Here is a 25892-nt window from a genome sequence, read left to right as displayed (position 1 = left end):
AACGCAGCGTTGTCGAACGCGGGGAGCCGGACCACCGCCCGGCCTGCGCGGCTGCCATCACTTCGCGCAATTCGTCTCGTCGCGATTCACGATCTTCAGCATCGCGCGATCCGAGATCATCGCCGAAAAGCGATGCTGCCTGATGTCGCGATTCAGCGTGACGAGCAGTTCGCCCCTGCGATAGATGTCGAGTTGCTCGTCGGTCGCGAGCGAGCGCCCCAGCAGGCCCGGATACTCCGCATTCGCCACGCGCACGAAGCCATCGGCGCGCAGGCGGCGGGCCGCCCGCTCACGCGCGTCATCGGCATCGGCCAGGAAATACAGCAGCGCGCCGTTGCTCAGCAGGCTCTTCGCCTGCGAATCCTCCATCCCGAACAACACCACGCCGATCGCCTCGTTATCGAAGATGCGACAGCTCGGGCCGGAACGCGACATCTGCAGGTAGCTGCCGTAGTGAGGCGTGCAAACGCTCTTGTTGGCGGGATTGGCGTCCTCGAAGTCGTGCGGCATCGCACGGACCTCCGTCATGACCTCGCCGACGTTGTGCGTCGGCGTGAAACGATCGAGACCGGGGCACGCCTGCGAGGCGGCGAGCGAGAAATCGTAGCCGGCCGCCGAGGCGCCCCGCATGACGCAGCCGAACAATACCGCGAGGATCCACTTGTCGAGTTTCATCTGGCCTGTGCCGGGCTGACGCGAGAGGGGGCGTATTGTCACGGATTGGCGGCCGTCTGTCGATCGGCCGATCTCGTCCCGCTGCACCGGCGATCCACGGCAACGCGCATGAAAGTCGGCTCAACGAATGGCCGGCGGCCGCACGGACTTCACAAGGTGCCGCCAGCGCGCCCTTCGCGTCATTCGCCGACCTTCCCCCTGCCCGCCTTGATCGCCCCGCGCCGGTTCTTCGCGTCGAGCCGGCGCTCCTTCGAGGCGCGCGTGGGGCGCGTCGCCACGCGCGCGCGCCGCACCACGGCGACGCTCGCGATCAGCGCGTCGAGCCGCGCCAGCGCCGCCACGCGGTTCTGCTCCTGGGTCCGGTATTCCTGCGACTTGAGCACGACGACGCCCTCGCGCGTGATCCGCTGATCGGACAGCGCGAGCAGGCGCTCTTTCAGCACCTCGGGCAAGGACGACGCGCGGATATCGAAGCGCAAATGGATCGCACTCGACACCTTGTTGACGTTCTGGCCGCCCGCGCCCTGCGCGCGCATCGCCGACAGCTCGACCTCGGCCAGATCAAGCGTGTAGCGGATCATGATGCGGCGCCGCCGCGCGCTGCCGTCGCGGTGCCTTTCTCGTACATGGGGATTTCCTCGTGGTCGTGCCGCCCCGGCAACCGCCCGGAAGGTCCGGCGACCGGGACGGGATGCCCGCAGCCAGCGCGGGCCGGGCTCGGCGCACGCAACTTTACACTATCGCCGCAGCCCGATTCCGGCCGCGCCGCACGCCGCGCACGAGGTGCCCCGGCGCCGGATGATCCCCGATGCCCGGAAGAGCAAAACCCCGCCGGGTTCGCCGCGCGGGGTTGCTGGTGGCCGAAAACGCTTACGCGTCCGACAGCACGATATTCGCCGTCTTGCTCGGGTCGCCGGCCAGGCCCATCGAGGCCGCGTCGTCGGTCGAGTACTGGTAGGCATGGATCGCGTCGCCGTCGCCGGCCGTGCGGCCATCCGACATCGTGACCGTCATGTTGGTCGCCTGGCCGCCGAAATCCTTGTTGCCGTCGACCTTGCTGATGTCGGGGTTGCCCGCGCCCGACGCCTGGCCGTTGTCGGCGCCGCCGTCCTCGTACAGCACCTCGTCCGGGTGCGTGTTGCCGCTCGCGTCCGACGGCGAGATCCGCACCCCGATGTCACCCGAGCCAGCCGTGAACGAACCGGTCTGCCCCGGCTCCAGCGTGATCGTCCCCTTGTTCTGCCCCTGCACCGAGTACGTGAACGACTGCTCGCGGTTCGTGTTGTTGGTTACGTTGAACGTCTTGTCGTCGCCAGTGCCGGTGTTCACGACCTTGACCGAATTGGGGCTGACGCCATTCGTCGCGGCGGCCTGCGCCACGCCGCCCGCGTTGTTGCTGAGGCCGGCGGCACCCGACGCGGCGGACGAGTCGGTCGTCGCCCCCGGCGTTGCGCCCGCGGGCGACGTGACAGCCAGCGTCGAGGCATTCGGCGTCGCGCCCGCCGGGGATCCCGCGGCGGGCGATCCCGCGGCGGGCGTGCCGGCGCTGGCGCCCGCCGGTTGCGCGGCCAGCTGCGGGAACCCGCCGCCCATGCCGCCACCACCGCCACCGGCGCCGGACGGGCCGCCGCCGATCTTGTTGTTGTCGTCGGAACTCATCTGGGCCAGCAGTTGATGAATCGCATTCTCGATCTGCTGCAGCAACTGGATCAACTGGCTCTGGGCCGAATTGGCGGCGCCGAGCGTGTCGATACCGTCGCTGCCGTTCACATTGCCGATCGCAAGGGACATGTCAAACCCCGATGAAAGTGAGAGCACGAAAAGCGTAAGGGGGCAGCGCATCAGCGTCCGGCACGGGCGGAAACGATGTACGCCGATGCGAAGCGCGCGGCCCAAATCGTTCCGCCACACGAAGAAAAAAGACACGGCGATGACTGCCGCACGCTATCGCGAAATAGTCGAACAATTACCCTGATTGACGTCAATTGCTGCGCCAATCAACCATCGGTCCCGCCCTTTCACTTGTCTATACAAGCTTTATAGTGAAGCGCGTCCTTCACTTTCATGGAGCGGAAAATGGGAAATGCACAGGTCATGTCGACCAAAAAGATGGGGCTCGTCGCGCTGACGCTCGTCACCGCCTCGAACATGATGGGCTCCGGGGTGTTCCTCCTCCCCACCAACCTCGCCAACGTCGGCTACATCTCGATGTGGGGATGGGCGCTGACGATCGTCGGGGTCATGGCGCTCGCGCTGGTGTTCGCCAAGACCAACCTGGTCCAGCAGCGCGCGGGCGGTATCGTGGCTTACGCCGGCGACGCGTTCGGGCCGTTCATCGGCTTCCAGTCCACGTTCTGCTACTGGATCAGCGCCTGGGTCGGCAACGTCGCGCTGCTGGTGGCGGGCGTCGGCTACCTGAGCTACTTTTTTCCGCAGATGAAGGACCCGATGATCGGCAGCGTGACGGCCATCGTCATTCTGTGGGCGTTCATCGGCCTGTCCTGTTTCGGCGCCAAGGTGGCCGGGCGGGCGCAATCTTTCACCGCCTCCTGCATGCTGATCGTCGTGCTCGGCATCGGGCTCGGCGGCTGGGGCTGGTTCAACCCCCACACCTTCACGGAGGTCTACAACGGCACGCCCCACGGCAGCGGCACGGCGATCATCACGGCGGCCTCGATCGCGCTCTGGGGGTTTCTCGGCGTCGAATCCGCCGTGGTGTCGACCGGCCAGGTCGAACGCCCCGAGTACACGGTGCCACGCGCCACCGTCATCGGCCTGCTGATCGCGGCGGTCTGCTACGTGGCGAGCTGCACGGTCATCATGGGGATCGTCCCGCATGAAGTGCTGATCAAGTCGGCCGCGCCGTTCGCCGATTCGGCACGCTACATGTTCGGTCCGCGCGCCGGCGAAATCGTCTCCGCGCTCAGCATCATCGCCTGCCTCGGCTCGATTTCGGGCTGGCTGATCCTGCAGAGCGAATCGGCCCGCTCGGGTGCCGAACGGGGCCTGTTCCCGCGCTTCTTCGCCGACACCAACCGCAACGACGTGACGGTCAAGGGGCTCGTCGTCACCGGCGTGCTGATGTCGGGCGTGCTGCTGCTGACGGCCTCCCCCGATCTGGCCGCGCAGTTCCAGGTGATCATCCTGATGTCGGTGTTCGCCTCGCTGCTGCCCTACATGTACGCGGTGGTGGCACTGCCCATCATCATGGCCTCGAAGAAGATGAACATCGGCCCGACCTTCAAGCTCTACGCCGTGCTGGCCCTGATCGGCGTGGTCTACAGCATCTTCGCGCTGCTCGGCTCGGGCTCCCGGTCGATTTTCTGGGGCACCGCGCTGATCATGGTAACGATCCCGCTCTACTCGCTCGTGGTCCGCAACAAGGCCGCCCGCGCCTGACGCGTCACACGCGGGCCAACCGGCCCGCATCCGGATTCATTTTTTAAGGAATGCGAACCATTCTGGCAAGGCCATGGCAACTTCCTTCGGAGAAATCTCATGAACCATCGTGACAACACGCACTTTCCCATCCTCGTCATCGGCTTCGACAAGGAATCGATGAGCAAGCCCGGCGCCGAGGAGGTCCGCAAGATCGGCCAGCTGCTGAAAGACAGCTACGGCTACTCGATCCTGCACGAAACGACGCTGAAACCGGGCCTGCTGACGAAGGAAGCGGAAAGCACGCTCGGCTGCATCGTGATCGATGCCGATCTCTGCGGCGACGAGCAGGACGGCCTGCACTACATTTCGATGATCGAGGAGATCCGGCGCCACAACACCGGCGTGCCGATCATCCTCGCGGCGGAACGCGCCGTGATGACCGACCTGCCGATCGGCATCCTCGGCGAGGTGCGCGAATACGTCCACCTGGGCCAGGACACCTCGACCTTCATCGCCGGCCGCGTCGATTTCGCCGTGAAGCAATACATGGATTCGCTGCTGCCGCCGTATTTCAAGGCGCTCAAGTCCTATGCCGAGGATCGCCCCTACTACTGGGACTGCCCCGGCCACCAGGGCGGCGTGGCCTACCTCAAGCATCCGGTCGGCCGCGAGTTCCTGCGCTTCTTCGGCGAGAACATCATGCGCGCCGACATCGGCATCGCGACGCCCGACCTCGGCAACTGGCTCGAACATCGCGGTGTGCCCGGCCAATCCGAACGCGAGGCGGCCCGCACCTTCGGCGCCGACGCCACCTACTACGTGGTCGGCGGCTCCTCGCAGTCGAACCAGATCGTCGGCCACGCGATGCTGCGGCCCGGCGAGATGGTGCTGGTGGACCGCAACTGCCACAAGTCGGTGAACCACGAGCTCACCATCACGGGCGCGCGGCCGATCTATTTCAAGCCGGCCCGCAACGGGTACGGGCTGATCGGGCTGATCCCGCCCGAACAGTTCGAGGCGGCGGCGATCCGCGACGAGATCGCGACGAGCCCGATGCATGAGGGCGCGCGCGGCAAGGCACCGGTCTACGCGGTGGTGACCAATTCCACCTACGACGGCCTGATCTACGACGTCGACCGCATCACGCGCCAGCTGGCAGGGGCGGTGCCGCGCATCAAGTTCGACGAGGCCTGGTATGCCTATGCGAAATTCCATCCGCTCTATGCGGGCCGCTACGCGATGGGCGTGCCGGAAGACCTGCCCGAGCGGCCGACGCTGATCGCGGTGCAGTCCACGCACAAGATGCTCGCGGCGTTCTCGTCGGCCTCGATGATCCACATCCGCAACAGCGAACGCGCGCCGATCGACCACGACGTGTTCAACCAGTCGTTCATGATGCACGGCACGACCTCGCCGTTCTACCCGATCATCGCGTCGATCGACGTCGCCACGTCGATGATGAAGGGCGAATCGGGCAAGGCGCTGCTGCGCGACGCGATCAACGACGCCGTCGACTTCCGCAAGACGATGCTGACGATGGCGGCCAAGCTCGGGAAGTCGGGCGACCACGGCTGGTGGTTCGGCGTCTGGCAGCCCGACGAGGTTCAGGTGGACGGCAAGCGCGTGCCGTTCCTCGACGTGCCCAACGCCACGCTCGAGCGCGACCCGACCTGCTGGTGGCTGCGCGCCAACGAGGCGTGGCACGGCTTCGGCGAGATCGAGGACGGCTACGCGATGCTCGATCCGATCAAGGTGACGATCACCTGCCCCGGCATCGACGCGCTCGGCCGCGAAACGGACTTCGGCATTCCCGCGCCGGTCGTCTCGCGCTTCCTCGGCACGCGCCGCACGATCCCGGCCCGCAACGGCGACTACAACCTGCTGATCCTCTATGCGCTCGGCTCGACGCAGGGCAAGTGGGGAACGCTGATCGAATCGCTGCTCGAGTTCAAGCGGCTGCACGACACCGACGCGAGCCTCGCCACGGCGCTGCCCGAGCTCGTCGCACTGGCGCCGCGCTACCGCGACATGACGCTGCGCGAACTCTGCGCGGCAATCCACCGGACCAAGCGCGAGCTGAAGATGACGCAGTTGTCCGACGCGGCCTGCACCGCCAAAGCATCGCCCGTGATGTCGCCGAGCGAGGCATACCAGCGGCTCATCAGCGACGGCACCGAGAAGGTACGCGTGCGCGACATGGTGGGGCGCACCGTCGGCGTGATGGTCACGCCCTATCCTCCGGGCATCCCGGTCATCATGCCCGGCGAACGCGTCGCGCCCGACGCGCACGCCATCGTCGACTACCTGCTCGCGATGGAACGGTTCAGCCGCCTGTTCCCCGGCTTCGAGTCGGAGCTGCAAGGCGTCGAGGTCGACGACGAAGGCAACTACTGGGTGCGCTGCCTGAAGCAGTAATACGGTAGCGGGCCAAGCACACGGGTCGCGACGGGCCAGCCCGCGCCGCAACCCGTGCCTTCACGCGCTCACCACTCGGTCCGCAACGGCCGGCCGCGCTCGAGCGCGGTCAGCCGGCCGCCCGCCCCCAGCTTCGCGAAACTGCCCTCGAGCTGCGCATGCGTCTCCTTCAAATGGACCCAGCCCTCGTTGTGGACCGCGACCAGCGTGGCGTCGGGAAACGCGCTCGCCGCCTCGAGCGCGTCCTCGCTGCCCATCGTCATGTGAAAGCGCCCGCGCGGCGCCGCGGCGCCGGTATGCCGCACCACCACGCGCGGCGCGAACCGCTCGGCCACCTCGGCCGTGCCGCGATACCGGACGGTGTCGCCCGTCACGTAGCGCAGGTCGCCCGGCTGCTCGATGCCGAGCGCGAAGCCGACCTCGTCGCCCGGCTAAGGCTCGATGCCGACCGGGCCGTGGCGCGCCGGCGTGGCGGTCACCAGCAGGCGCCGGCCGCCGCGTGTCGAGCATGCAGGTTTCGAACGGCGCGAGGCCGCGCGCATTGCCGCCGAGGCACCCCGCTCCGGCCTGCGTCGCCAGCACCACCGGCACGCCGGGCAGCATCGCGCGGCCCGCGTGATCGAGATTGTCGAAATGATGGTCGTGGCTCAGCAGCACCGCGTCGAGCGCGCCGATCGCCTCGACCGACAGGGCCGGCCCCGAGGTCTTCGCGAACCGAACGGGCGTTTCCCGGTAGAGCCCGGGCGGGTCGATGGTCGGATCGGTCGGCAGCCGCACGCCGTCGAATTCGATCAGCACGGTCGGGCCGCCGATCAGCGTCAGGGAGGGGTTCGAAGTCGTCATCGCAAATCCCGGTCGGCTATCGAGGCCCCATGCTAGGCTGCACCTAAATGTTCGAAAATTACCGAATTTCATACAATGGCTGATCAAATTCGCACACCCCTCGACTGGCAGGACGTTCGCGTATTCGTTGCGCTGGCGCGACATGGCAGCCTGTCGGCGGCGGCCCGCGCGCTGTCGGTCTCGCACGCCACGATCTCGCGGCGGATCCAGTCGCTCGAACACACGCTCGGCGAGCGGCTGGTCGAGCGCCGCCCCGACGGCTACGTGCTGACGCCTGCCGGGACCCGTGCGCTGGCGGGCGCGAGCGAGATGGAAACGGCGGCCGCGCGGCTGAGCCGAGGCGGTCGCGACGACAACCCGCGCGGGCTGGTCCGGCTCAACGCACCGCCGAGCCTCGTGCAGCACTTCCTGATCGCGCGGCTCGCGACGCTCGCCGCGCGGCATCCGTCGCTCGACATCGACGTGGCGTCGGACTTCCGGGCGGTCAGCCTCGATCGCCGCGAAGCCGATATCGCGCTGCGCTTCGGGCGCCCCGACGACGGCGACGTGATCGCGAAATCGGTGGCGACGCCGGGCTACGGGTTCTACGCGACGCCGCAATGGGCCGGGCGGATCGCGGCAGGCGAGGCGCCCGTGTTTGTCGGCTTCGACGAGGCAAACGCGCATCTGCCCGAAGCGGTCTGGCTCGCGCGGCATTTCCCGCAGGCACGGATCGCCATCCGCGGCGGCAGCCAGCTCGCGCAGGCCGCTGCCGCGCGCGCTGGCGCCGGCGTCGTGCTGCTGCTGAACTTCATCGGCCGCGGCGACGCGGCGCTCGTGCATTGCACGCTCGATCACGCGCCGCCGCCTCGCGAACTGTGGCTGCTGACGCGGCGGGAGGGCCGCAAGGATCTACCGACGCGGACCGTCGTCGATTTTCTGATCCGCACCTTCGCCGACGAGCACGATCATCTGGCGTGAATCGACGGCGGGATCAACGTGGAGGGGTGAGGTGGCAGGGGCTTGCCAAGGGACGGGAGCCGCGAGCCGGTGGAGCAACCTTCGGCTCGGCGGGAAAAGCGGGCGTAACGCGGAAGCGCAAGGGGAAACAAGCGAAGCAAGCAGGCGCTCGCCGGAACGACCCGCCGCTCCGGCATCGACGGGCGGGGGGTGAACCCGCGCGCCCGCTACCGGCCGGTGCTTACTGGTCGTCCGGGCACTGCAGGTTGCAGCCGTTCGGGTCGCCCATGTCGCCTTTCTTGCGCGCCTCGGAGCGCTTGCCGGTCTGGTACTTCTTCGACGGCGCCGACGCGGCGAACGGCATCTGCGGATGCTCGTTGAACTTGAACTGGTCAGTCAGGATGCCGCCCGGCACGCCCGGCGAATTCTGCGCGAACGAAACCGAGGCGACGGCGGACAGCACGCCCGCCGTCACGGCGACGGCGGCAAGATTGGCAAGGAGTTTCATGAAGTCGGGGCGCCGGGTTGCGGCGTGGTGGCTGGTAACGTTGGCTAAACGAAAAGCGTAGCGCAAATGGTCGCCGCGTGCAGCGATCTCGGCACCCGCGCCACGTTACCGGCAATTTCCGGGGCCGGATGCGCGTGCGTGCCGGTCCGGCATCCGCCCATGTCCTCGTTTCGTCACGGATTGCGCCACGGATCTCTGGCGACCGAGCAAGGCCGGGCGGCGCCGCGTCACGAGGCCCCCCCCGACAGCCCGTCGGCAACCGACAGCAGCGTGCCGCAGGCGCCCGGATCATAGCCGTCGAGCCGCGCGACGGTATCGCGATACGGCATCTCTCGCAGCAGCGCGAGCGCGCCGGCCAGCGGCGCCTCGCCGAGCCGGTCGCGGTCGCAGGCGAAGTAATAGTCCTCGTCGACCACCGGAATGAACGCCAGCCCGAAATGATGCGCGGCCGGCTCGACGCCGAAGCCGAGGTCCGCCATCCCGCTCGCGACGAACGCCGCGATCGCGGAATGCGTCAGTTCGGCCGAGGCGTAACCGTTGATCGCCTCGGGATCGACACCGATCTCGCGCAGGGCCAGATCGAGCAGCATCCGCGTGCCCGAACCGGGCTGGCGATTGACGAAACGCACGTCGTCGCGTGCCAGGTCGGCAAGCCCCACCACGCCCTTCGGATTGCCGCGCGGAATGAACAGGCCCTGCTTGCGCCGCGTCAGGTGGATCAGCACGTGGCGCGTGTCGTCGAGCCAGGGCCGGTAGATCTGCGCGCAGTTCGCGCGGAACGCCCCGTGCGGCAGATGGAAGCCGGCCAGATCGCACTCGCCGCGCGCGAGCGCCATCACCGCTTCGACGCTCTCGCGATACTTGATGTCCACCTGCGCGTGCCCGTCGACCAGCGACGACACCAGCGCCGCGACCGCGTAGCCGTGCGAGGCATGGATCCGCAGCGCGCCGGGATGCTGGGTCAGGCGCCGGTTCAGCTCGCTCGCGACCTCGGCGGCCAGCGCCCGCAGGTTGCCGCCCAGCCGTTCGCCGACCAGCCGCTGCGCGCCGACCACGGCCGCGCCCAACTCGGACAGCGAAGTACCCTTGCCGCGCGCGGTCTCGATCAGCACGCCGCCGACGCAGGCTTCCAGCGAGCGCAGCAGGCCCCAGGCGTGACGATAGGACAAACCCTTGGCCTCGGCGGCCTGGGCGATACTGCCCGTCGTCGCGACCAGTTCCAGCAGCGGCACCACGTCCGACAGGCTGGCCGTGCGCCCTTCGCTGTCGCGCACGATCAGATGTGCGTCGCATTCGACTCGAATCATTTATGCAACCTCGTTTCTTATTGCGACCTGGATTCTAACGGCTTATCGTCTCCAGCACTCGATCAAACAACAGCGTCAGTGCCCGGATATATGAAATTCCGAGCATATGGACCTGGAGGAGCTCAGGATGTCCCCATCCCCCGTTTCAGCGGACGCGCTTGTCTTGCGACATGCGCGCGCCGGTCAATCGCTCGTGGCAATTCTGCACGCGATTCAGGATGAAGCCGGCTACGTGCCCGAGGGCTGCGTGCCGCCGCTTGCGAAAGCGCTGAACCTGTCGCGCGCCGAAGTGCATGGCGTGCTCACCTATTACCACCATTTCCGCACCACGCCGCCCGCGCGCGTGACGATCCAGCTGTGTCGCGCCGAGGCCTGCCGCAGCCTCGGCGGCGAGGCGCTGGTCGAGCACGCGCAGGCGCGCACCGGTTGCCGGATCGATGCCGGGCACGACGGCGACGTCGCGCTCGAATCGGTCTACTGCCTCGGCTTCTGCGCGCAGTCGCCGTCCGCGATGATCAACGGCGAGCCGCACGCACGCCTGAACCCGGCGCGCTTCGACGCGCTGCTCGCCGCGGCCGTCGCCGACACCGCCGCCGACCAGAAGGAGCCCGCATGAGCCAGCCCGTCGTCCGCATTCATGTGCCGCGCGATTCCGCCGCGCTGGCGGTCGGCGCCGAGGCGCTGGCCCGCGCGATCGCGGCCGAGGCCGCCGCGCGCGGCATTGCCATCGATCTCGTGCGCAACGGCTCGCGCGGCCTGCTGTGGCTCGAACCGCTGGTCGAGATCGCCACGCCGGCCGGCCGCGTCGGTTACGCGAACCTGTCGGCCGCCGACGTCGGCGCGCTGTTCGACGCCGGCTGGCTCGAAGGCGGCGAGCACCCGTCGCGCGTCGGCCTCGTCGACGAGCTGCCCTGGCTCAAACGCCAGCAGCGCCTGACCTTCGCGCGAATCGGCATCACCGATCCGCTGTCGATCGACGATTATCTCTCGCACGGCGGCCTCGACGGCCTGAAACGCGCGCTCACGCTCGACGGCGCCGCGGCCTGCGAGGAACTGATCGAATCGGGCCTGCGCGGACGCGGCGGCGCCGCGTTCCCGGCCGGCATCAAGTGGCGCACGGTGCGCCAGGCGCGCGCCGCGCAGAAATACGTGGTCTGCAACGCCGACGAGGGCGATTCGGGCACGTTCTCGGACCGCCTGATCATGGAAAGCGATCCGTACTGCCTGATCGAAGGGATGATCATCGCCGGCGTGGTGACGGGCGCGACGCGCGGCCATATCTACGTGCGCAGCGAGTATCCGCACGCGATCGCGGCGCTCGACGAGGCGATCGCGCGGGCCCGCGCGGCCGGCTGGCTCGGCGAGAGCGTGCTCGGCTCGGGCCCCGCGTTCGAGCTCGAGGTCGCGAAAGGCGCCGGCGCCTACGTGTGCGGCGAGGAAACCGCGCTGCTCGAATCGCTCGAAGGCAAGCGCGGCGTGGTGCGCGCCAAGCCGCCGCTGCCGGCGCTCGAAGGCCTGCACGGCCAGCCGACCGTGATCAACAACGTGATCACGCTGGCCACCGCGCCGATCATCTTCGCGCGCGGCGCCGCGTTCTATCGCGACTACGGCATGGGCCGCTCGCGGGGCACGCTGCCGTTCCAGCTGGCCGGCAACATCCGCCAGGGCGGCCTTGTCGAGCTCGCGTTCGGCGTGACGCTGCGCGAACTGCTGTTCGAGTTCGGCGGCGGCACCGCGAGCGGCCGCCCGGCGCGCGCCGCGCAGGTGGGCGGCCCGCTCGGCACCTACCTGCCCGAGAGCCAGTGGGACATTCCGCTCGACTACGAAGCCTATGCGGCCGTCGGCGCGGTGGTCGGACACGGCGGCATCGTGCTGCACGACGACACCTCGAACCTGGCCGAACTCGCCGAATACGCGATGCAGTTCTGCGTCCTCGAATCGTGCGGCAAATGCACGCCGTGCCGGATCGGCTCGACGCGCGGCGTCGAGACCATCGCGCGCATCCGCGGCGGCGACACGTCCGAGAAGCAGGTCCACCTGCTGCGCGATCTGTGCGACACGATGATGGCCGGCTCGCTCTGCGCGATGGGCGGGATGACGCCGTACCCGGTGCTGTCCGCGCTCGATCATTTTCCGGAAGATTTCGGCCTCGCCGGCGCCCCCGTGGCGTCAAAAGCCGCGGCCTGACAGGAGACCACGATGTCCACCCAAGCATTCGACAGCAGCGCCCCCGCCGGCGGCTGCGGCTCCGGCAACTGCGCCTGCAAGAGCGCCGCGCAGGCACGCCGCGATCCGTTCGACGACACCGACTACGGCACGCCGTTCCGCCATTCGGATACCGACGTCACGCTCGAGATCGACGGCCAGGCCGTGACGGTGCCGGCCGGCACCTCGGTGATGCGCGCCTCGATCGAGGCCGGCGTGAACGTGCCGAAGCTCTGCGCGACCGACTCGCTCGAACCGTTCGGCTCGTGCCGGCTCTGCCTCGTCGAGATCGAGGGGCGGCGCGGCACGCCGGCTTCCTGCACCACGCCCGTCGAGGCGGGCATGAAGGTGCGCACCCAGAGCGACCGGCTGCAGAAGCTGCGCCGCAACGTGATGGAGCTCTACATCTCCGATCACCCGCTAGACTGCCTGACCTGCCCCGCCAACGGCGACTGCGAGCTGCAGGACATGGCCGGCGTGGTCGGGCTGCGCGAGGTGCGCTACGGCTTCGGCGGCGACAACCACCTGCAGGCGCAGAAGGACGAGTCGAACCCGTACTTCAGCTACGACCCGTCGAAGTGCATCGTCTGCAACCGCTGCGTGCGTGCCTGCGAGGAAACCCAGGGCACCTTCGCGCTGACGATCGCGGGGCGCGGCTTCGAATCGCGCGTCGCGGCCGGCGAGAGCGGCACGTTCATGGAATCGGAATGCGTGTCGTGCGGCGCCTGCGTGGCCGCCTGCCCGACCGCGACGCTGCAGGAGAAGAGCGTCACGTTCCTCGGCCAGGCCGAGCACTCGGTCGTGACCACCTGCGCCTATTGCGGCGTGGGCTGCTCGTTCAAGGCCGAGATGAAGGGCTCGCAGGTGGTGCGCATGACGCCGCACAAGAACGGCCTCGCCAACGAGGGGCACGCCTGCGTGAAGGGCCGCTTCGCCTGGGGCTACGCCACCCACAAGGACCGCATCACCAAGCCGATGATCCGCGAGAAGATCACCGACCCGTGGCGCGAGGTGAGCTGGGACGAGGCGATCGGCTACGCCGCCTCGCGCTTCCGCCAGCTGCAGCAGCAATACGGCCGCGACTCGATCGGCGGCATCACCTCGTCGCGCTGCACCAACGAGGAAACCTACCTCGTGCAGAAGCTGGTGCGTGCCGCGTTCGGCAACAACAACGTCGACACCTGCGCGCGCGTGTGCCACTCGCCGACCGGTTATGGCCTCAAGACGACGCTCGGCGAATCGGCCGGCACGCAGACCTTCGCCTCGATCTCGAAGGCCGACGTGATCGTCGTGATCGGCGCGAACCCGACCGACGGCCACCCGGTATTCGGCTCGCGCCTGAAGCGGCGTGTACGCGAAGGCGCGAAGCTGGTGGTGATCGACCCGCGCCGCATCGACATCGTCGACGGCGCGCACGTGAAGGCTTCGCATCACCTGCAGCTGCGGCCGGGCACCAACGTCGCGATGATCAACTCGCTCGCGCACGTGATCGTCACCGAGGGACTGCTCGACGAGGCCTACATCGCCGAGCGCTGCGAGTCGCGCGCATTCGAGCAATGGCGCGAGTTCGCCGCACGCGAGGAAAACTCGCCGGAAACCAACGAGGCGATCACCGGCGTGCCGGCCGAGCAGGTGCGCCTGGCCGCGCGGCTCTATGCGACGGGCGGCAACGCGGCGATCTACTACGGGCTCGGCGTGACCGAGCACGCGCAGGGCTCGACCATGGTGATGGGCATCGCGAACCTCGCGATGGCCACCGGCAACGTCGGCCGCGAGGGCGTGGGCGTCAACCCGCTGCGCGGCCAGAACAACGTGCAGGGTTCGTGCGACATGGGCTCGTTCCCGCACGAGCTGCCCGGCTACCGCCACATCGGCGATTCGACGGTGCGCGCGCAGTTCGAGGCGGCCTGGTCGGCGACGCTGCAGCCCGAGCCGGGCCTGCGGATTCCGAACATGTTCGACGCGGCGCTCGACGGCAGCTTCAAGGGCCTCTACTGCCAGGGCGAGGACATCGTGCAGTCGGACCCGAACACGCAGCACGTGGCGGCCGCGCTGTCGTCGATGGAATGCATCGTGGTGCAGGACATCTTCCTCAACGAAACCGCGAAATACGCGCACGTACTGTTGCCGGGCTCGACCTTCCTCGAGAAGGACGGCACGTTCACCAACGCGGAGCGCCGCATCTCGCGCGTGCGCCGCGTGATGCCGCCACTGGCCGGCTACGCGGACTGGGAGGTGACGCTGCTGCTGGCCCGCGCGCTCGGCTACGAGATGCACTACACGCATCCGTCCGAGATCATGGACGAGATCGCCTCGCTCACGCCGACCTTCTCGGGCGTCTCGTATGCGAAGCTCGACCAGCTCGGCAGCATCCAGTGGCCGTGCAACGACGACGCGCCGGAAGGCACGCCGACCATGCACATCGACAGCTTCGTGCGCGGCAAGGGCCGCTTCGTGATCACGCAGTTCGTGGCGTCGCCGGAGAAGGTCAACGCGCGCTATCCGCTGATCCTGACCACCGGGCGGATCCTCTCGCAATACAACGTCGGCGCGCAGACGCGGCGCACCGAGAACGTCCACTGGCACGACGAGGACCGCCTCGAGATCCATCCGCACGACGCCGAGGAGCGCGGCATCGACACCGGCGACTGGGTCGGCATCGAGTCGCGCGCGGGACAGACCGTGCTGCGCGCGCTGGTCTCCGACCGGATGCAACCGGGCGTGGTCTACACCACGTTCCACTTCCCCGAATCGGGCGCGAACGTGATCACGACCGACAGCTCGGACTGGGCCACCAACTGCCCCGAGTACAAGGTGACGGCGGTGCAGGTGCTGCCCGTCACGCAGCCGTCGGAATGGCAGCGCCAGTATTCGCGGTTCAACGCCGAGCAGATCGACCTGCTGCGGCAGCGCGATGCGACGGCCGTGCCGGTCGGCTCGGGCAAGTGAGTACGAGGACACGATGAAAGTCGATCACCTGATCACGATGGCGAACCAGATCGGCACGTTCTTCGGATCGATGCCGGACCACGACGAAGCAGTGAACGGCATCGCCGATCACATCCGGCGCTTCTGGGAACCGCGCATGCGCCGCACGCTGCTCGCGGCGCTCGACGACGCGGGCGGCGACGAGGCCGCCCGCGCCTTGCTGCCGGTCGTGCGCGAGGCGCTGCTCACGCATCGCACGGCGCTCGAGCCGATGGTGTCGCCGGCGGCTTGAGCTGAATCGCGGGTTGTCCCCGCGACGGGCTCGCCCGGCAACGGCTGGCCCGCTGCCTTCAGGGCGCAATGGCATGTACCGCGCGTAGCGCGGTGCGTGCCGTTCCGCGCGTTTCATTGCGGCGCTCGCCGCGCCATGACGTCGAGCGCCGCGCCGCCGCGGATGCCGCCGTCCACGCCCTCCTGTCGATACCGCCCCCCGCCGCCGGCAGCATCATCAGGCGTGCCGGTTCGCCGCCGCGAACCACATCTCGCAATGTCGCAGCAGCGCGTTCGCATCGGACGCGGGCCGCCCGCGCGCGGCGATATAGCCATCCGGGCGCAACAGATAGACGCTCGGCAGCGTATGGCCGTAGACGTCGCCGAGCGGCGGCGCGCCCGGCAAGTCGGCCTCGGTCACGCGCCAGTGACGAATCGCGCCCGGCATCAGGCGATCGAGCGCGGCCGCCAGTTCACGGTCGTCCGGGTCGCCTTCGGCCGCCTGCTCGGGCGCCTCGATCGTCAGCAGCGTGAAGTGCGCCGGGTCATGCAGGTCGAACAGGCGCGCGATGCCCGGGGCCTGCCCGAGCGGCCCGTCATGGACGCGCAGCAGCGCGTCGGGCGCGCGCTCGCCGGCGCGCGGACCGCCGTCGAGCACGCGTTCGAGCGTCAACGGGCTCTTCCGATACTGCACCGCGAGTTCGCTGACCGAGCGGCGCAGCGCGTCGCGCACCGGCCCGAGCGACGCGAGCACCGGCACCAGATGCTCGCGCAGCAGCTTCAGCGGGCCGCGATCGGCCTCGACGACTTGCGTGATGAAGCTCGTCTGGCGCAGTACGTCGCGCTCGATCGGGTGGCGCTCGGCGTGATAGCTGTCGAGCAGCCGCTCGGGCGCACCGGCCTTCAGCACGCGCGCGAGCTTCCAGCCGAGATTGAACGCCTCCTGGATGCCCGTGTTCATTCCCTGCGCGCCGGCCGGGCTGTGGACGTGAGCCGCGTCGCCCGCGAACAGCACGCGGCCGAGGCGCAGCTGCTCGACCATGCGGCTGTTCAGGTGGAAATACGAGGACCAGACGAGCTCGTCGATCGTCAGTTCGGCGTCGATGCGCGTGCGAACGATCTCGCGGCAAGTCTCGAGCGAAGGCGCAGCGGCCGCAGCCGTACCGGCATCGCCGGCATGGCCCGCGCGCCCGCCCGCATCGGGTTCGCCGCCGAGACCGTTGCCGCTGTCGCCGCTGCCCGGCGGCCGGTCCGCCACGAGCCGATAGCGGCCGCCGCCTAGCGGCAGCATTCCCGCGAGCCCGTCGTGCGTGGCGAACAGGTGGATCTCGTCGTCGGGCCAGTCCGGCGCGGCGGAGAAATCGGCGAGCAGGAAGGTCTGCTCGAACGCATGCCCGGCAAAACCGGCGCCGAGCTGATGGCGCACCGTGCTGTGCGCGCCGTCGGCGGCGATCAGGTAGGGCGGCTCGACCGCTTCCTCGCGCCCGTCGCCGTGCCGCAGCGAGACGCGCGTCATGTCGCCCTCCTGGCGGCAGCGCGTGAGCGTGACGCCGCGTTCGATCATGACGCCGAGCCCGGCCAGCTGCTCGGTGAGGATCCGCTCGGTCTCGGTCTGGTCGAGCATCAGCAGATACGGATAGCGCGTCTGCAGCGGGTCGAAATCGAGCGCGGCGATGCGCCGGCCACCCGAATGCAGATGCGCGAGACGCGCACGATGGCCGAGCGCGAGAAACGGCTCGACGATCCGGTGCTGCTCGAACAGTTCGAGCGTGCGCGCCTGGATGCCGATCGCGCGTGAAAAGCGGCCGGGCCGCGGCGCGGCGTCGATGATGCGCACGGGGACCTGCGCACGCGCGAGCGACAGCGCGGCGGCGAGGCCGGTCGGCCCGGCGCCGACCACCAGCACCGGCGCGAGATCGAGAGGAACAGCAAGCATGTGGCGGCCTCCGCGAAACACAACGGTCCCCAGTCTACGCCGGCCGCCGCGCCCGGACCATATGCCGAACGGCCGACCCGTAAATGGGCGGACCGGCGCCGCGGTTATGGGAAAATGCCGCTTTCCCGTCAGTCTTGCGTCATGGAAACCGTTTTCGATCGCGCGTTCGCGGCGCACCGCGCGGGGCGCCTGGCCGATGCCGAGCGCGACTACCGCGCAGCGCTCGCGGCCAACCCCGCCGATGCCGACGCGCTGCACCTGTTCGGCGTGCTGCGCCACCAGCAGGGGCAGAACCACGAGGCGGCCGAGCTGGTCGGCCGCGCCGTCGAGCTTCGCCCGAACGACGCCGCGCTGCAGCTCAACCTCGGCAACGCGCTGAAGGCGCTCGGCCGGCTCGACGACGCGATCGTGCGGTTCCGCAACGCGCTCTCGCTCGCGCCCGATTTCCCGCTCGCCCACTACAACCTCGGCAACGCTTACGCGGCGCAGGCGCGCCACGAGGACGCCGCGGCCGCGTTCGAGCGCGCGCTGCGGCTCACGCCCGGCGACGCGTCGATCCACAACAATCTCGGCAACGCGCTGAACGCGCTCGGCCGCCACGACGACGCGCTCGCCGCGTTCCGGCGCGCGCTCGAACTGCGCCCGGGCCATGCGGGCGCGCACAACAATCTGGGCATGGCGCTCTCGGCGCTCGGCCGCGTCGACGAGGCGGTCGGCCATTTCCGCGCCGCGCTCGCCGCCGAGCCGCGCTTCGTGGCCGCCCACTTCAACCTCGGCAACACGCTCGACGCGGTGGGCCGCCACGCCGAGGCCGTCCACGCGTTCGAGCAGGCGCTGGCGCTGCATCCGGCGTTCCCGGTCGCGCTGCTCGGGCTCGGCAACGCGCTCGCCGCGCTTGGCCGCCATGCCGAGGCGCGCGCGCGCTACGAGCGTGCAATCGGCCTCGACCCGTCGCTCGTGCTCGGCTGGCTGAACCTCGGCACTGCGCATCACGCGCTCGGCGCGCACGAACTGGCGCTGCGCGCGTTCGACCAGGCGCTGCGGCTGGTGCCCGGCCACACGCTGGCGCGCATGCATCGCGCGGTCACGTTGCTCACGCTCGGCGATTTCGCGCGCGGCCTGCCCGACTACGAGGCGCGGCACGCGCTGCCCGGCGCGCCCGACCCGGGCGGCCTGCCGATGTGGCGCGGCGAGCCGATCGAATCGCGCACGCTGTTCGTGCGCGCCGAACAGGGCTTCGGCGATACGCTGCAATTCGCGCGTTTCGTGCCGCTCGCTCGCGCGCGCTGCGCGCGGCTCGTGCTCGAGGTGCAGCCGGAACTGCTCTCGCTGATGGAGCCGCTCGCGCGAAGCTGGCGCGTGTCGGTGGTCGCGGCCGGCGCGTCGGCGCGCGCGCGGCAGGACGCCGATCTCGGCTGCACGCTGCTGAGCCTGCCCCACGCGCTCGGCATCGGCTTCGCCGAAATTCCGTCGCGCACGCCCTATCTCGCGGTGCCGGAAACCGCGCGGCGGCGCTTTCGCGGTTCGCTCGGCGGCCAGTCGAAGCGCAAGCTCGGCATCGTCTGGTCCGGCCGGCAGCAGGTGCAGGAGAATCGCGCGGTGCCGCTGGCTGCGCTCGCGCCGCTGTTCGCAATCGCCGGCGTCGACTGGATCGTGCTGCAGCCGAACCTGTCGGGCGCTGATCGCGCCGCGCTCGATGCGCATCCGCAGCGCGCGCGCATCCACACCGTGGACGGCCTCGACGAGTTCGCGTCCACCGCAGCGCTGATCGACCGGCTCGACGGCGTGGTGTCGATCGACACCGCCGTCGCGCACCTGGTCGGCGCGCTCGGCAAGCCGCTCTGGCTGATGCTGGCGTTCGCCGCCGACTGGCGCTGGTTCACCGGCGACGAGAGTCCCTGGTACCCGCGCGCCGAACTGTTTCGCCAGCCGGCGCCCGGCGCGTGGGACGCGGTGGTGGCGGCCGTGGCCCGGCGCGTCGAGGCGGGCTAGTTCCGCCGGATTTCCTGCCCCTTGCCGCAGCGCGCCGATGAAGCCAGGCGAAGTCGCTTGCCCTGCCTCATGCCCGGGTCGGTCGGGCCGAGCGTTCTCCGGCAGGCACAAGGCATGCCGCGGCGGCATTCGTCCCAAAACAAAAGGGAGCGCCACGGCGCTCCCCTTGCCTCACTTCCCGCCGCGGAAAATCGCGGCGCCTGTCGTCAAACCGCCTTGTACTGCCGGCGCGACTCCGGCGTGCGATACAGCACCAGCGTCGCGATCAGCCCGCAGATCGCGGCCACGCCGAGCCACAGCCCCGGTGCCGCCTTGTTGTGGGTCTCGTGGATCAGCAGCGTCGAGATCGCCGGCGTGAAGCCGCCGATCGTCGTCGCGAGGCTGTAGGCGAGCGAGAAGCCGGCGGTGCGCACGTCGGCCGGCATCACCTCGGTCAGCGCGACCACCATCGCGCCGTTGTACGAACCGTACAGGAACGACAGCCACAGCTCGACGATCAGCAGCCGCATGAACGACGGCTCGGCCACCAGCCACTGCACGGCCGGATAGGCGGTCAGCAGCGTCAGCACCGTGAACGTGATCAGCACCGGCCGGCGGCCGATGCGGTCCGACACGCTGCCCGACAGCGGCAGCCAGAGCAGGTTCGACAGGCCGACGCAGACCGTCACGATCAGCGCATCGACGGACGACAGGTGCAGTTCCTCCTTGCCGAAGGTCGGCGTATAGGCGGTGATCATGTAGAACGACACGGTGGTCATGATCACCATGCCCATCCCGGCCAGCACCACCCCCCAGTTCTGCGCCATCGACTGCATGATCTCGCCCATGCTCGGGCGGTGGCGCCTGGCGAGGAACTCGTCGGTTTCCTTCAGCGAGCGGCGGATCAGAAACAGGAACGGCACGATCAGGCAGCCGATCAGGAACGGCACGCGCCAGCCCCAGGCCGTCATCTGCTCGACGGGCAGCACGCTGTGCAGCAGCACGCCGACCAGCGCCGCGAACACCACCGCCACTTGCTGGCTGCCAGATTGCCACGACGTATAGAAGCCCTTGTTGCCCTTGGTCGCGATCTCCGACAGGTAGACCGACACGCCGCCGAGCTCGACCCCGGCCGAGAAGCCCTGCAACAGCCGCCCGAGCAGCACGAGGATCGGCGCGAGCACGCCGATGGTCGCGTAGCCGGGCACGGTCGCGACCGTGAGCGTACCCAGCGCCATCAGGCCCAGCGTGAGGATCAGCCCCTTGCGGCGGCCATGGTGGTCGATGTACGCACCGAGCACGATCGCGCCGATCGGGCGCACCAGGAAGCCGGCGCCGAACACCGACAGCGACAGCATCAGCGAGGCGAACGCGTCGCCGTTCGGGAAATAGGTCTTGGCGATCGCCGAGGCGTAGTAGCCGTAGACCATGAAGTCGTACATTTCCAGGAAGTTGCCGCTGACCACGCGGAACACGGTGCGGGCCTTGGATTCCTGGTTGACTTGCGTGTGAGTCGCAGTTGACATGATTGATCTCGATAGAGCATGGCGCGGCGCAGCGCGTGCGCCGCCGCGAGGTGGCCGAAGCTGGCACGGCGGCCGAATGCGGTGGCGGACCGGCATCGCGCCGCGCGACGAGCGTCGCCGCGCGGCCGGCCGGGGTCTGCCGACTGTACCGCAGTGTCGCGCAAAACGTCGCCGTGGGATATGCGGGGAAGTGATGAGCGGCGCGGCGATGCTTTCGAATCGATTACGCGAATCGCAAACGGCGCCACGCATGAAACCGGATCGTCAGCTTTGGCCGCCGACTCACTGCGCGTCCGGCGCGAGCCCGTTCTCGTTCTGTTGCTGCAGCCGTCGCACGCGCCGCTGCAGTTCGTGCAGCCGCGCCGCCGAAGCACGCTCCTCGACCGCGAGCGCCTGCGCCTGATCCTGCGCCGCCTGCCGCCGCGCCTCGATCTGTGCCTGCTGCTCGCGCGCGATGCCAAGGTCGGCCCGCAGGCGCTTGGCATGATCCTCGGACAGGCCGATCACGCGCTCGAGAAACCGCTTCTGCGCGGCCAGCTCGGTGCGCCGCAGCTCGATGTCGGACAGCTGGACGGTCTGGTCCGCGAAGTTCTGGTAGATCATCTCCGCGCGCGGACGCTCCTGCGACTTGACCACGCGCCAGAAATGCTTGTCCTGGAACAGCGCGACGTAATAGGTCATCTCCTGCGGATAGAACAGCAGGCTCGCGCCGTAGCTGCCGTTGTAGGTCGTGCGCATCTCCGTGAGCTGGTGATCGCGCAACATCCGCATCAGCTCGGCCACGTCGCCCTGCGCGTCGCCGGCGGCGAGCGGCGACGGCGCGGCGCGGCCTTCGCCGTCACCGGCCGTCAGCGTCGTGACGTCGGGGCGCGTGCCGGCCACGGGCGGCGAGGAATCGGGCGGCGGCGTGGTATCGACGGCAGCGGACGCATCGGCGGCGGGCCGCGATGAAGCCGAAGACGCGGTGGCCGCCGTATCGGCATCCGCGGCATCCGTGGCCTCGGCGGCCAGCGCGTGCGCGCCGCAGATCGCGATCGCGGCCAGCGCGGCGCCCGGAAGCGTCCGTCCGATGAGGCGGGCAACCCTGCTGCGCGTACTCAAGCTGAGGCTCCTGAACGAGGAAAGAGGACGCGCGATTATCGCCCGAATCGCGCGCCGGCCGCCCGCGAACGCGGGTCGGCCGGCAAATTGCCGCGGCAGAACGCGGCAGGAAACGGCCGGGCCGCCGTTACAGCCGCGTCTCGCGAGCGGCGCGCAGGAACGTGTCGAGCAGCGGCGTGCAGTCGAGCAGCTCGGCGCCGCCCGCGCGATGGAACTCGGGGTGCCACTGCACGCCCACCACGAACGGCGCGCGGCGATAGCGAATGCTCTCGATGATGCCGTCCTCGGCCGACACGGCCTCGATGTTCAGGTCGCGGCCGAGATCGCGGATCGCCTGGTGGTGGATCGAGTTGACGATCGCCTCGCGGCGGCCCGGGAACATGTTCGCGAGCGTCGAGTTGTCGGGGAAGCGGATCGCGTGGCGGTGCTGGTCGTAATGCTCGCTGACGTGGATGCCGGCCGTCGGCACGTCGGTGGCGATGTCCTGGTAGAGCGAGCCGCCGAACGCGACGTTGATCAGCTGGCAGCCGCGGCAGACGCCGAGCACCGGTTTGCCGGACTCGACGAACTCGTGCAGCAGCTCGAGCTCGTACATGTCGCGCACGCGGTCGCCCGGCCATTCGGGGCGCGCGTCGGACTCCGCGTAGGTCTGCGGCGACACGTCGGCGCCGCCCTGCAGCAGCAGCCCGTCCAGATGCTTCGCGTAATCGCGCAGCCGGATGTTGCTCGGGTGCAGCATGCCCTGATGGCCGACGGTCGGGATCATGAACACGAGAACGTCGCGCGACATCACCCAGTGCGCGATCGATTCCTCGAGATATTGCAGCGTCTTGCCGCGCAGGCCGCTCGCGCCGGGCTCGGGGTGAAAGATCCGGGCCGAGACGCCGATCCGCAGCGTGCGCTGCGTGATCCGCTGGCCGGCCCGGTCGAACAGCCGCCGCGCGCGCGCGGCGATGATGCGGCCGAATACCGACCACGGCGTGTCGCTGCGCTTCAGGTAGGCAGGTGGGGCCGGCTGCGCCGAGGCGGGCGGCGGGCGGGCGGTTTCGAAATCGGGCGCGGCGCCGAAGCCGGGCGGCGGCGAGCCGGCACGGGCCTGGCCGGCCGCGGGCTCGCCGCCGGTGGCGGCACCAGCCTGCGCGGCGGCGCCTGCCACGCCGGTGGCCGCACCGGCGGCCGCGACACCAGCGGAAGTCACACCGGCCGCGCCGGCCGGCTGGCCGGCGTCGCCCGGCGCCGCCGCGACGGGCGTCTCGGGCAAGCTGGCCGCGAGCGGATCGGCGGGGACGAAGGCGGGTTCGACCGCAACGTCCTGCGCGGCGGGAATCTGCGCGGCGAACACGGCCGGCGACAGTTTCGGTGGCTCGGGCGCGGGTGTGGAGGCGGCAATCGAATCGGCCATGTCGGTGGCCGTGGGGGATTCCGGACGAACGCCGGAAGACGGAGCGGGAGGCGTGTTTTCGCTCATGACGATGGTCTGGCGCGTCTGTCACGCGAATGTTCGACGAGGATTCATTATCCGTCAGTAGAGGATCAGCGGCAAACCGGCTCACATTCCGCAACATTGTTGCAACGGCTGCCGGAACTGCATCGAACCCGCGGCGGCCGGCGCGAAGCGCGCCGGCGCGCAGGCTGGACGCCCGCGATCGATCCCCCTACCATCGTCAGTCAGCCCGCGGGCCGGCACACCGCGCAAGCCGCGCGACGCCGGCCGACTCCATCCACCCTTCGCCCACCTTTCATCCCGCCGCCATGACCACTTTCGCCCCCTTCCCGCCGCTCGCCACGCTGGCCGCCGATCTCGCGGCCGGCCGCACGACCAGCCGCGCGCTCGTCGACGCCGCGCTCGACCGCATCGCCGCGCCCGACGGCCAGGGCGCGATCGCGTTCACCAGCGTCGACGCCGACACGGCGCGTGCGGCGGCCGACGCGCACGACCGCCTGCGCGCGGCCGGCACGGTGCTGTCGCCGCTGGCCGGTATCCCGGTGTCGGTCAAGGATCTGTTCGACATCGTCGGCCAGGTCACGCGGGCCGGCTCGCGCGCGCTCGACGACGCACCGCCGGCCACGGCCGACGCGCCGGCCGTCGCGCGGCTGCGCCGGGCCGGCGCGGTGCTGGTCGGGCGCACCAACATGAGCGAATTCGCGTTCTCGGGGCTCGGCCTGAACCCGCACTACGGCACGCCGCGCTCGCCATACCGGCGCGAGGCGGCCGGCGACGCGCGCGTGGCCGGCGGCTCGTCGTCGGGCGCCGCCGCCTCGGTGGCCGACGGCATGGCGGCCGTCGCGCTGGGCACCGACACCGGCGGTTCGCTCCGGATTCCGGCCGCGCTGTGCGGGCTGACCGGCTTCAAGCCGACCGCGAGCCGGGTGCCGAAGGACGGCGGCGTGCCGCTGTCGTCGACGCTCGACTCGTTCGGCCCGATCGGCGTGTCGGTCGCCTGCTGCGCGCTGGTCGACCGGATTCTCGCCGGGCTCGCGCCGCGCGTGCCGGCCGCGCGCCCGCTCGAAGGCGTGCGGCTCGGCGTGCTCAATCATTATGTGACGGACGGCATGGACGCCGAGGTGGCGGCCGCGTTCAGCGCCGCGCTCGAGCATCTGGCGGCGGCCGGCGCGATCCTGTCGGATCTGCGCTTCGCCCCGCTCGAGCGGCTCGCCGACATCAACCGCTTCGGCTTCCCGTCGATCGAGGCCTACGCCTGGCACCGGCCGCTGCTCGAACACCGCCGCGACAGCTACGACCCGCGCGTGCTGGTGCGCATCATGAAGGGCCAGCCCGCCTCGGCCGCCGATTATCTCGACCTGCTCGCCGCCCGCGCGGCCATGCTCGACGAGGCCGACCGCACGCTCTGGTCGGGCGTGGACGCGGTGCTCGCGCCGACCGTGCCGGTCGTGCCGCCGCGCATGGCCGAACTCGAACACGACGACGCCGCGTTCGCGCGCACCAACGCGCTGATCCTGCGCAATCCGAGCGCGTTCAACTTCCTCGACGCCTGCGCGCTGTCGGTACCATGCCATCCGCGTGACGGCGCGCCGGTCGGCCTGATGGTCGCGGCCGCGCCCCATCGCGACGATGCGCTGCTCGCGATCGGCCAGTCGATCGAAGCAGTGCTCGCGGCGATCCGCTGATCCGCCGCCGCGGCGGCGAAAGCCGGCGAGCCACCCGGACGGCGCCGCGCGGGCCACGCGTCGAAAGCGCACCCGACTCGCCGATGCACGCGAAATCGCCACCGGGTTCGCGCTAGAATCCGACGACTCCATTTTCGGGACCGACCACCGATGAACGACTTCTCGCTGTCGCTGCGCCACGAGCGCCGCCTCCTGACGCTGCTCGGCGTCGTCTGCGTCGGCCTGCTGGCCGGGGCGCTGTACCTGCAGTTCGTGAAGGGCGAGGACCCGTGCCCGCTCTGCATCATCCAGCGTTATTTCTTCGCGCTGATCGCGATCTTCTCGTTCCTCGGCACCGGCCTGCGCAGCCGCCGCAGCCTCGCCGTGATCGAATTGCTGATCGTGATCTCGGCGCTCGGCGGCGCCGGCACCGCGGCGCGCCACCTGCAGATCCAGTTGCACCCGGGCTTCAGCTGCGGGTTCGACACGCTGCAGCCGATCGTCGACAGCCTGCCGCCCGCGCAATGGCTGCCGAGCGTGTTCAAGGTCGGCGGCCTCTGCGAGACCGTCTATCCGCCGATCCTCGGCATCCTGCTGCCGGGCTGGGCACTGATCGGCTTCGTGCTGATCTTCGTGCTGGTCGGCACGAGCCTGCTGCGCAAGCGCCGCCGCTCGATCTGAGCCCGGCCGCGGCGCGCTTCGTGCCTGGCTTCCCGCCGTGCCGCGAACGTGCCGCGCGTTCCGTCGCGCATCCGTTCCGGCTGCCGTGGCCTCGTGCC

At 69.7% G+C, this 25892-nt stretch carries 21 protein-coding genes; 11 read left to right on the top strand and 10 right to left on the bottom strand.

Going from position 1 to position 25892, the window contains the following annotated elements:
* Positions 1-57: 57 nt before the first annotated feature.
* The 3 genes from bpln_RS04415 to bpln_RS04405 form a co-directional block, all read right to left on the bottom strand.
* Complete coding sequence (locus bpln_RS04415; protein WP_055138172.1) at positions 58-675, bottom strand: hypothetical protein; 618 nt, start codon at positions 673-675, stop codon at positions 58-60.
* A gap of 179 nt (positions 676-854) precedes the next feature.
* On the bottom strand, positions 855-1259 hold the full coding sequence (gene arfB / locus bpln_RS04410) for an alternative ribosome rescue aminoacyl-tRNA hydrolase ArfB (protein ID WP_055138171.1): 405 nt from the start codon (positions 1257-1259) through the stop codon (positions 855-857).
* A gap of 286 nt (positions 1260-1545) precedes the next feature.
* The gene (locus bpln_RS04405) at positions 1546-2601 is read right to left on the bottom strand and encodes a hypothetical protein (protein ID WP_148653931.1); all 1056 of its coding nucleotides are present in this window, start codon (positions 2599-2601) and stop codon (positions 1546-1548) included.
* A gap of 168 nt (positions 2602-2769) precedes the next feature.
* Between bpln_RS04405 and bpln_RS04400 the strand changes: the two genes are divergently transcribed.
* Together bpln_RS04400 and bpln_RS04395 are read left to right on the top strand one after the other, a co-directional pair.
* Positions 2770-4074: an amino acid permease gene (locus bpln_RS04400; RefSeq protein WP_042624154.1), complete on the top strand. Its 1305-nt coding sequence runs from the start codon at positions 2770-2772 to the stop codon at positions 4072-4074.
* A 99-nt stretch (positions 4075-4173) separates the two neighbouring features.
* A complete protein-coding gene (locus bpln_RS04395; protein ID WP_055138169.1) occupies positions 4174-6471 on the top strand; it encodes an Orn/Lys/Arg family decarboxylase in 2298 nt (765 codons plus the stop codon).
* Positions 6472-6539: 68 nt separating this feature from the next.
* Here the strand turns inward: bpln_RS04395 and bpln_RS37590 are convergent, their stop codons facing one another.
* Complete coding sequence (locus bpln_RS37590) at positions 6540-6845, bottom strand: hypothetical protein (protein ID WP_244132085.1); 306 nt, start codon at positions 6843-6845, stop codon at positions 6540-6542.
* Between the two features lie 67 nt (positions 6846-6912).
* On the opposite strand from bpln_RS37590, the gene bpln_RS37585 reads away from it, so the two are divergent.
* Both bpln_RS37585 and bpln_RS04385 read left to right on the top strand, forming a co-directional pair.
* Entirely contained in the window at positions 6913-7350 is a 438-nt protein-coding gene (locus bpln_RS37585) for a hypothetical protein (protein ID WP_244132084.1), read from the top strand.
* A 39-nt stretch (positions 7351-7389) separates the two neighbouring features.
* The gene (locus bpln_RS04385) at positions 7390-8274 is read left to right on the top strand and encodes a LysR family transcriptional regulator (RefSeq protein ID WP_055138168.1); all 885 of its coding nucleotides are present in this window, start codon (positions 7390-7392) and stop codon (positions 8272-8274) included.
* 220 nt (positions 8275-8494) lie between these two features.
* Here the strand turns inward: bpln_RS04385 and bpln_RS04380 are convergent, their stop codons facing one another.
* Together bpln_RS04380 and bpln_RS04375 are read right to left on the bottom strand one after the other, a co-directional pair.
* Positions 8495-8761: a hypothetical protein gene (locus bpln_RS04380; RefSeq protein WP_042624151.1), complete on the bottom strand. Its 267-nt coding sequence runs from the start codon at positions 8759-8761 to the stop codon at positions 8495-8497.
* 227 nt (positions 8762-8988) lie between these two features.
* Positions 8989-10068: a substrate-binding domain-containing protein gene (locus bpln_RS04375; RefSeq protein WP_055138167.1), complete on the bottom strand. Its 1080-nt coding sequence runs from the start codon at positions 10066-10068 to the stop codon at positions 8989-8991.
* A 127-nt stretch (positions 10069-10195) separates the two neighbouring features.
* On the opposite strand from bpln_RS04375, the gene bpln_RS04370 reads away from it, so the two are divergent.
* The 4 genes from bpln_RS04370 to bpln_RS04355 are packed head-to-tail and all read left to right on the top strand — an operon-like array spanning position 10196 to position 15493.
* The gene (locus bpln_RS04370) at positions 10196-10684 is read left to right on the top strand and encodes an NAD(P)H-dependent oxidoreductase subunit E (RefSeq protein WP_042626434.1); all 489 of its coding nucleotides are present in this window, start codon (positions 10196-10198) and stop codon (positions 10682-10684) included.
* Complete coding sequence (locus tag bpln_RS04365; RefSeq protein ID WP_055138166.1) at positions 10681-12255, top strand: formate dehydrogenase beta subunit; 1575 nt, start codon at positions 10681-10683, stop codon at positions 12253-12255. The genes bpln_RS04370 and bpln_RS04365 overlap by 4 nt, the downstream gene beginning before the upstream one ends.
* A gap of 12 nt (positions 12256-12267) precedes the next feature.
* Entirely contained in the window at positions 12268-15222 is a 2955-nt protein-coding gene (gene fdhF / locus bpln_RS04360) for a formate dehydrogenase subunit alpha (protein ID WP_042624148.1), read from the top strand.
* A 13-nt stretch (positions 15223-15235) separates the two neighbouring features.
* Positions 15236-15493, top strand: coding sequence for a formate dehydrogenase subunit delta (locus bpln_RS04355; RefSeq protein WP_042624147.1), 258 nt, complete (start codon positions 15236-15238; stop codon positions 15491-15493).
* Between the two features lie 216 nt (positions 15494-15709).
* Here bpln_RS04355 and bpln_RS04350 read toward each other — a convergent pair whose 3' ends face one another.
* Positions 15710-17407, bottom strand: a complete 1698-nt coding sequence (locus bpln_RS04350; RefSeq protein ID WP_055138165.1) for an FAD-dependent monooxygenase — start codon at positions 17405-17407, stop codon at positions 15710-15712.
* Between the two features lie 141 nt (positions 17408-17548).
* Here bpln_RS04350 and bpln_RS04345 point away from each other — a divergent pair, with 141 nt between their 5' ends.
* Entirely contained in the window at positions 17549-19399 is a 1851-nt protein-coding gene (locus tag bpln_RS04345) for a tetratricopeptide repeat protein (RefSeq protein WP_055138164.1), read from the top strand.
* Between the two features lie 206 nt (positions 19400-19605).
* Here the strand turns inward: bpln_RS04345 and tcuC are convergent, their stop codons facing one another.
* The 3 genes from tcuC to bpln_RS04330 all read right to left on the bottom strand — a co-directional run bounded on the left by tcuC (position 19606) and on the right by bpln_RS04330 (position 23473).
* The gene (gene tcuC / locus bpln_RS04340; protein WP_055138163.1) at positions 19606-20904 is read right to left on the bottom strand and encodes an MFS transporter; all 1299 of its coding nucleotides are present in this window, start codon (positions 20902-20904) and stop codon (positions 19606-19608) included.
* Between the two features lie 282 nt (positions 20905-21186).
* A complete protein-coding gene (locus bpln_RS04335; RefSeq protein WP_244132083.1) occupies positions 21187-22005 on the bottom strand; it encodes a DUF2968 domain-containing protein in 819 nt (272 codons plus the stop codon).
* Positions 22006-22132: 127 nt separating this feature from the next.
* Complete coding sequence (locus bpln_RS04330; protein WP_042624143.1) at positions 22133-23473, bottom strand: gamma-glutamyl-gamma-aminobutyrate hydrolase family protein; 1341 nt, start codon at positions 23471-23473, stop codon at positions 22133-22135.
* 284 nt (positions 23474-23757) lie between these two features.
* On the opposite strand from bpln_RS04330, the gene bpln_RS04325 reads away from it, so the two are divergent.
* Both bpln_RS04325 and bpln_RS04320 read left to right on the top strand, forming a co-directional pair.
* Entirely contained in the window at positions 23758-25134 is a 1377-nt protein-coding gene (locus bpln_RS04325) for an amidase (RefSeq protein ID WP_055138162.1), read from the top strand.
* A gap of 150 nt (positions 25135-25284) precedes the next feature.
* The gene (locus tag bpln_RS04320; protein WP_042624141.1) at positions 25285-25794 is read left to right on the top strand and encodes a disulfide bond formation protein B; all 510 of its coding nucleotides are present in this window, start codon (positions 25285-25287) and stop codon (positions 25792-25794) included.
* The last annotated feature ends 98 nt before the right edge of the window (positions 25795-25892 follow it).

The organism is Burkholderia plantarii (genome assembly GCF_001411805.1).
In the GTDB taxonomy this organism is placed as follows: domain Bacteria; phylum Pseudomonadota; class Gammaproteobacteria; order Burkholderiales; family Burkholderiaceae; genus Burkholderia; species Burkholderia plantarii.
Note: the sequence above shows the minus strand (reverse complement) of the source record. Positions and strands in the feature narration are given on the sequence as shown.

Coding starts and splice junctions, on each gene's coding strand:
- bpln_RS04320 (WP_042624141.1), top strand. CDS start 25,285: ATGAACGACTTCTCGCTGTCGCTGCGCCACGAGCGCCGCCTCCTGACG.
- bpln_RS04400 (WP_042624154.1), top strand. CDS start 2,770: ATGTCGACCAAAAAGATGGGGCTCGTCGCGCTGACGCTCGTCACCGCC.
- bpln_RS04370 (WP_042626434.1), top strand. CDS start 10,196: ATGTCCCCATCCCCCGTTTCAGCGGACGCGCTTGTCTTGCGACATGCG.
- bpln_RS04395 (WP_055138169.1), top strand. CDS start 4,174: ATGAACCATCGTGACAACACGCACTTTCCCATCCTCGTCATCGGCTTC.
- bpln_RS04365 (WP_055138166.1), top strand. CDS start 10,681: ATGAGCCAGCCCGTCGTCCGCATTCATGTGCCGCGCGATTCCGCCGCG.
- bpln_RS04415 (WP_055138172.1), bottom strand. CDS start 675: ATGAAACTCGACAAGTGGATCCTCGCGGTATTGTTCGGCTGCGTCATG.
- tcuC (WP_055138163.1), bottom strand. CDS start 20,904: ATGTCAACTGCGACTCACACGCAAGTCAACCAGGAATCCAAGGCCCGC.
- fdhF (WP_042624148.1), top strand. CDS start 12,268: ATGTCCACCCAAGCATTCGACAGCAGCGCCCCCGCCGGCGGCTGCGGC.
- bpln_RS04345 (WP_055138164.1), top strand. CDS start 17,549: ATGGAAACCGTTTTCGATCGCGCGTTCGCGGCGCACCGCGCGGGGCGC.
- bpln_RS37585 (WP_244132084.1), top strand. CDS start 6,913: ATGCCGACCGGGCCGTGGCGCGCCGGCGTGGCGGTCACCAGCAGGCGC.
- bpln_RS04385 (WP_055138168.1), top strand. CDS start 7,390: ATGGCTGATCAAATTCGCACACCCCTCGACTGGCAGGACGTTCGCGTA.
- bpln_RS04355 (WP_042624147.1), top strand. CDS start 15,236: ATGAAAGTCGATCACCTGATCACGATGGCGAACCAGATCGGCACGTTC.
- bpln_RS04380 (WP_042624151.1), bottom strand. CDS start 8,761: ATGAAACTCCTTGCCAATCTTGCCGCCGTCGCCGTGACGGCGGGCGTG.
- bpln_RS04325 (WP_055138162.1), top strand. CDS start 23,758: ATGACCACTTTCGCCCCCTTCCCGCCGCTCGCCACGCTGGCCGCCGAT.
- bpln_RS04330 (WP_042624143.1), bottom strand. CDS start 23,473: ATGAGCGAAAACACGCCTCCCGCTCCGTCTTCCGGCGTTCGTCCGGAA.
- bpln_RS04375 (WP_055138167.1), bottom strand. CDS start 10,068: ATGATTCGAGTCGAATGCGACGCACATCTGATCGTGCGCGACAGCGAA.
- bpln_RS04350 (WP_055138165.1), bottom strand. CDS start 17,407: ATGCTTGCTGTTCCTCTCGATCTCGCGCCGGTGCTGGTGGTCGGCGCC.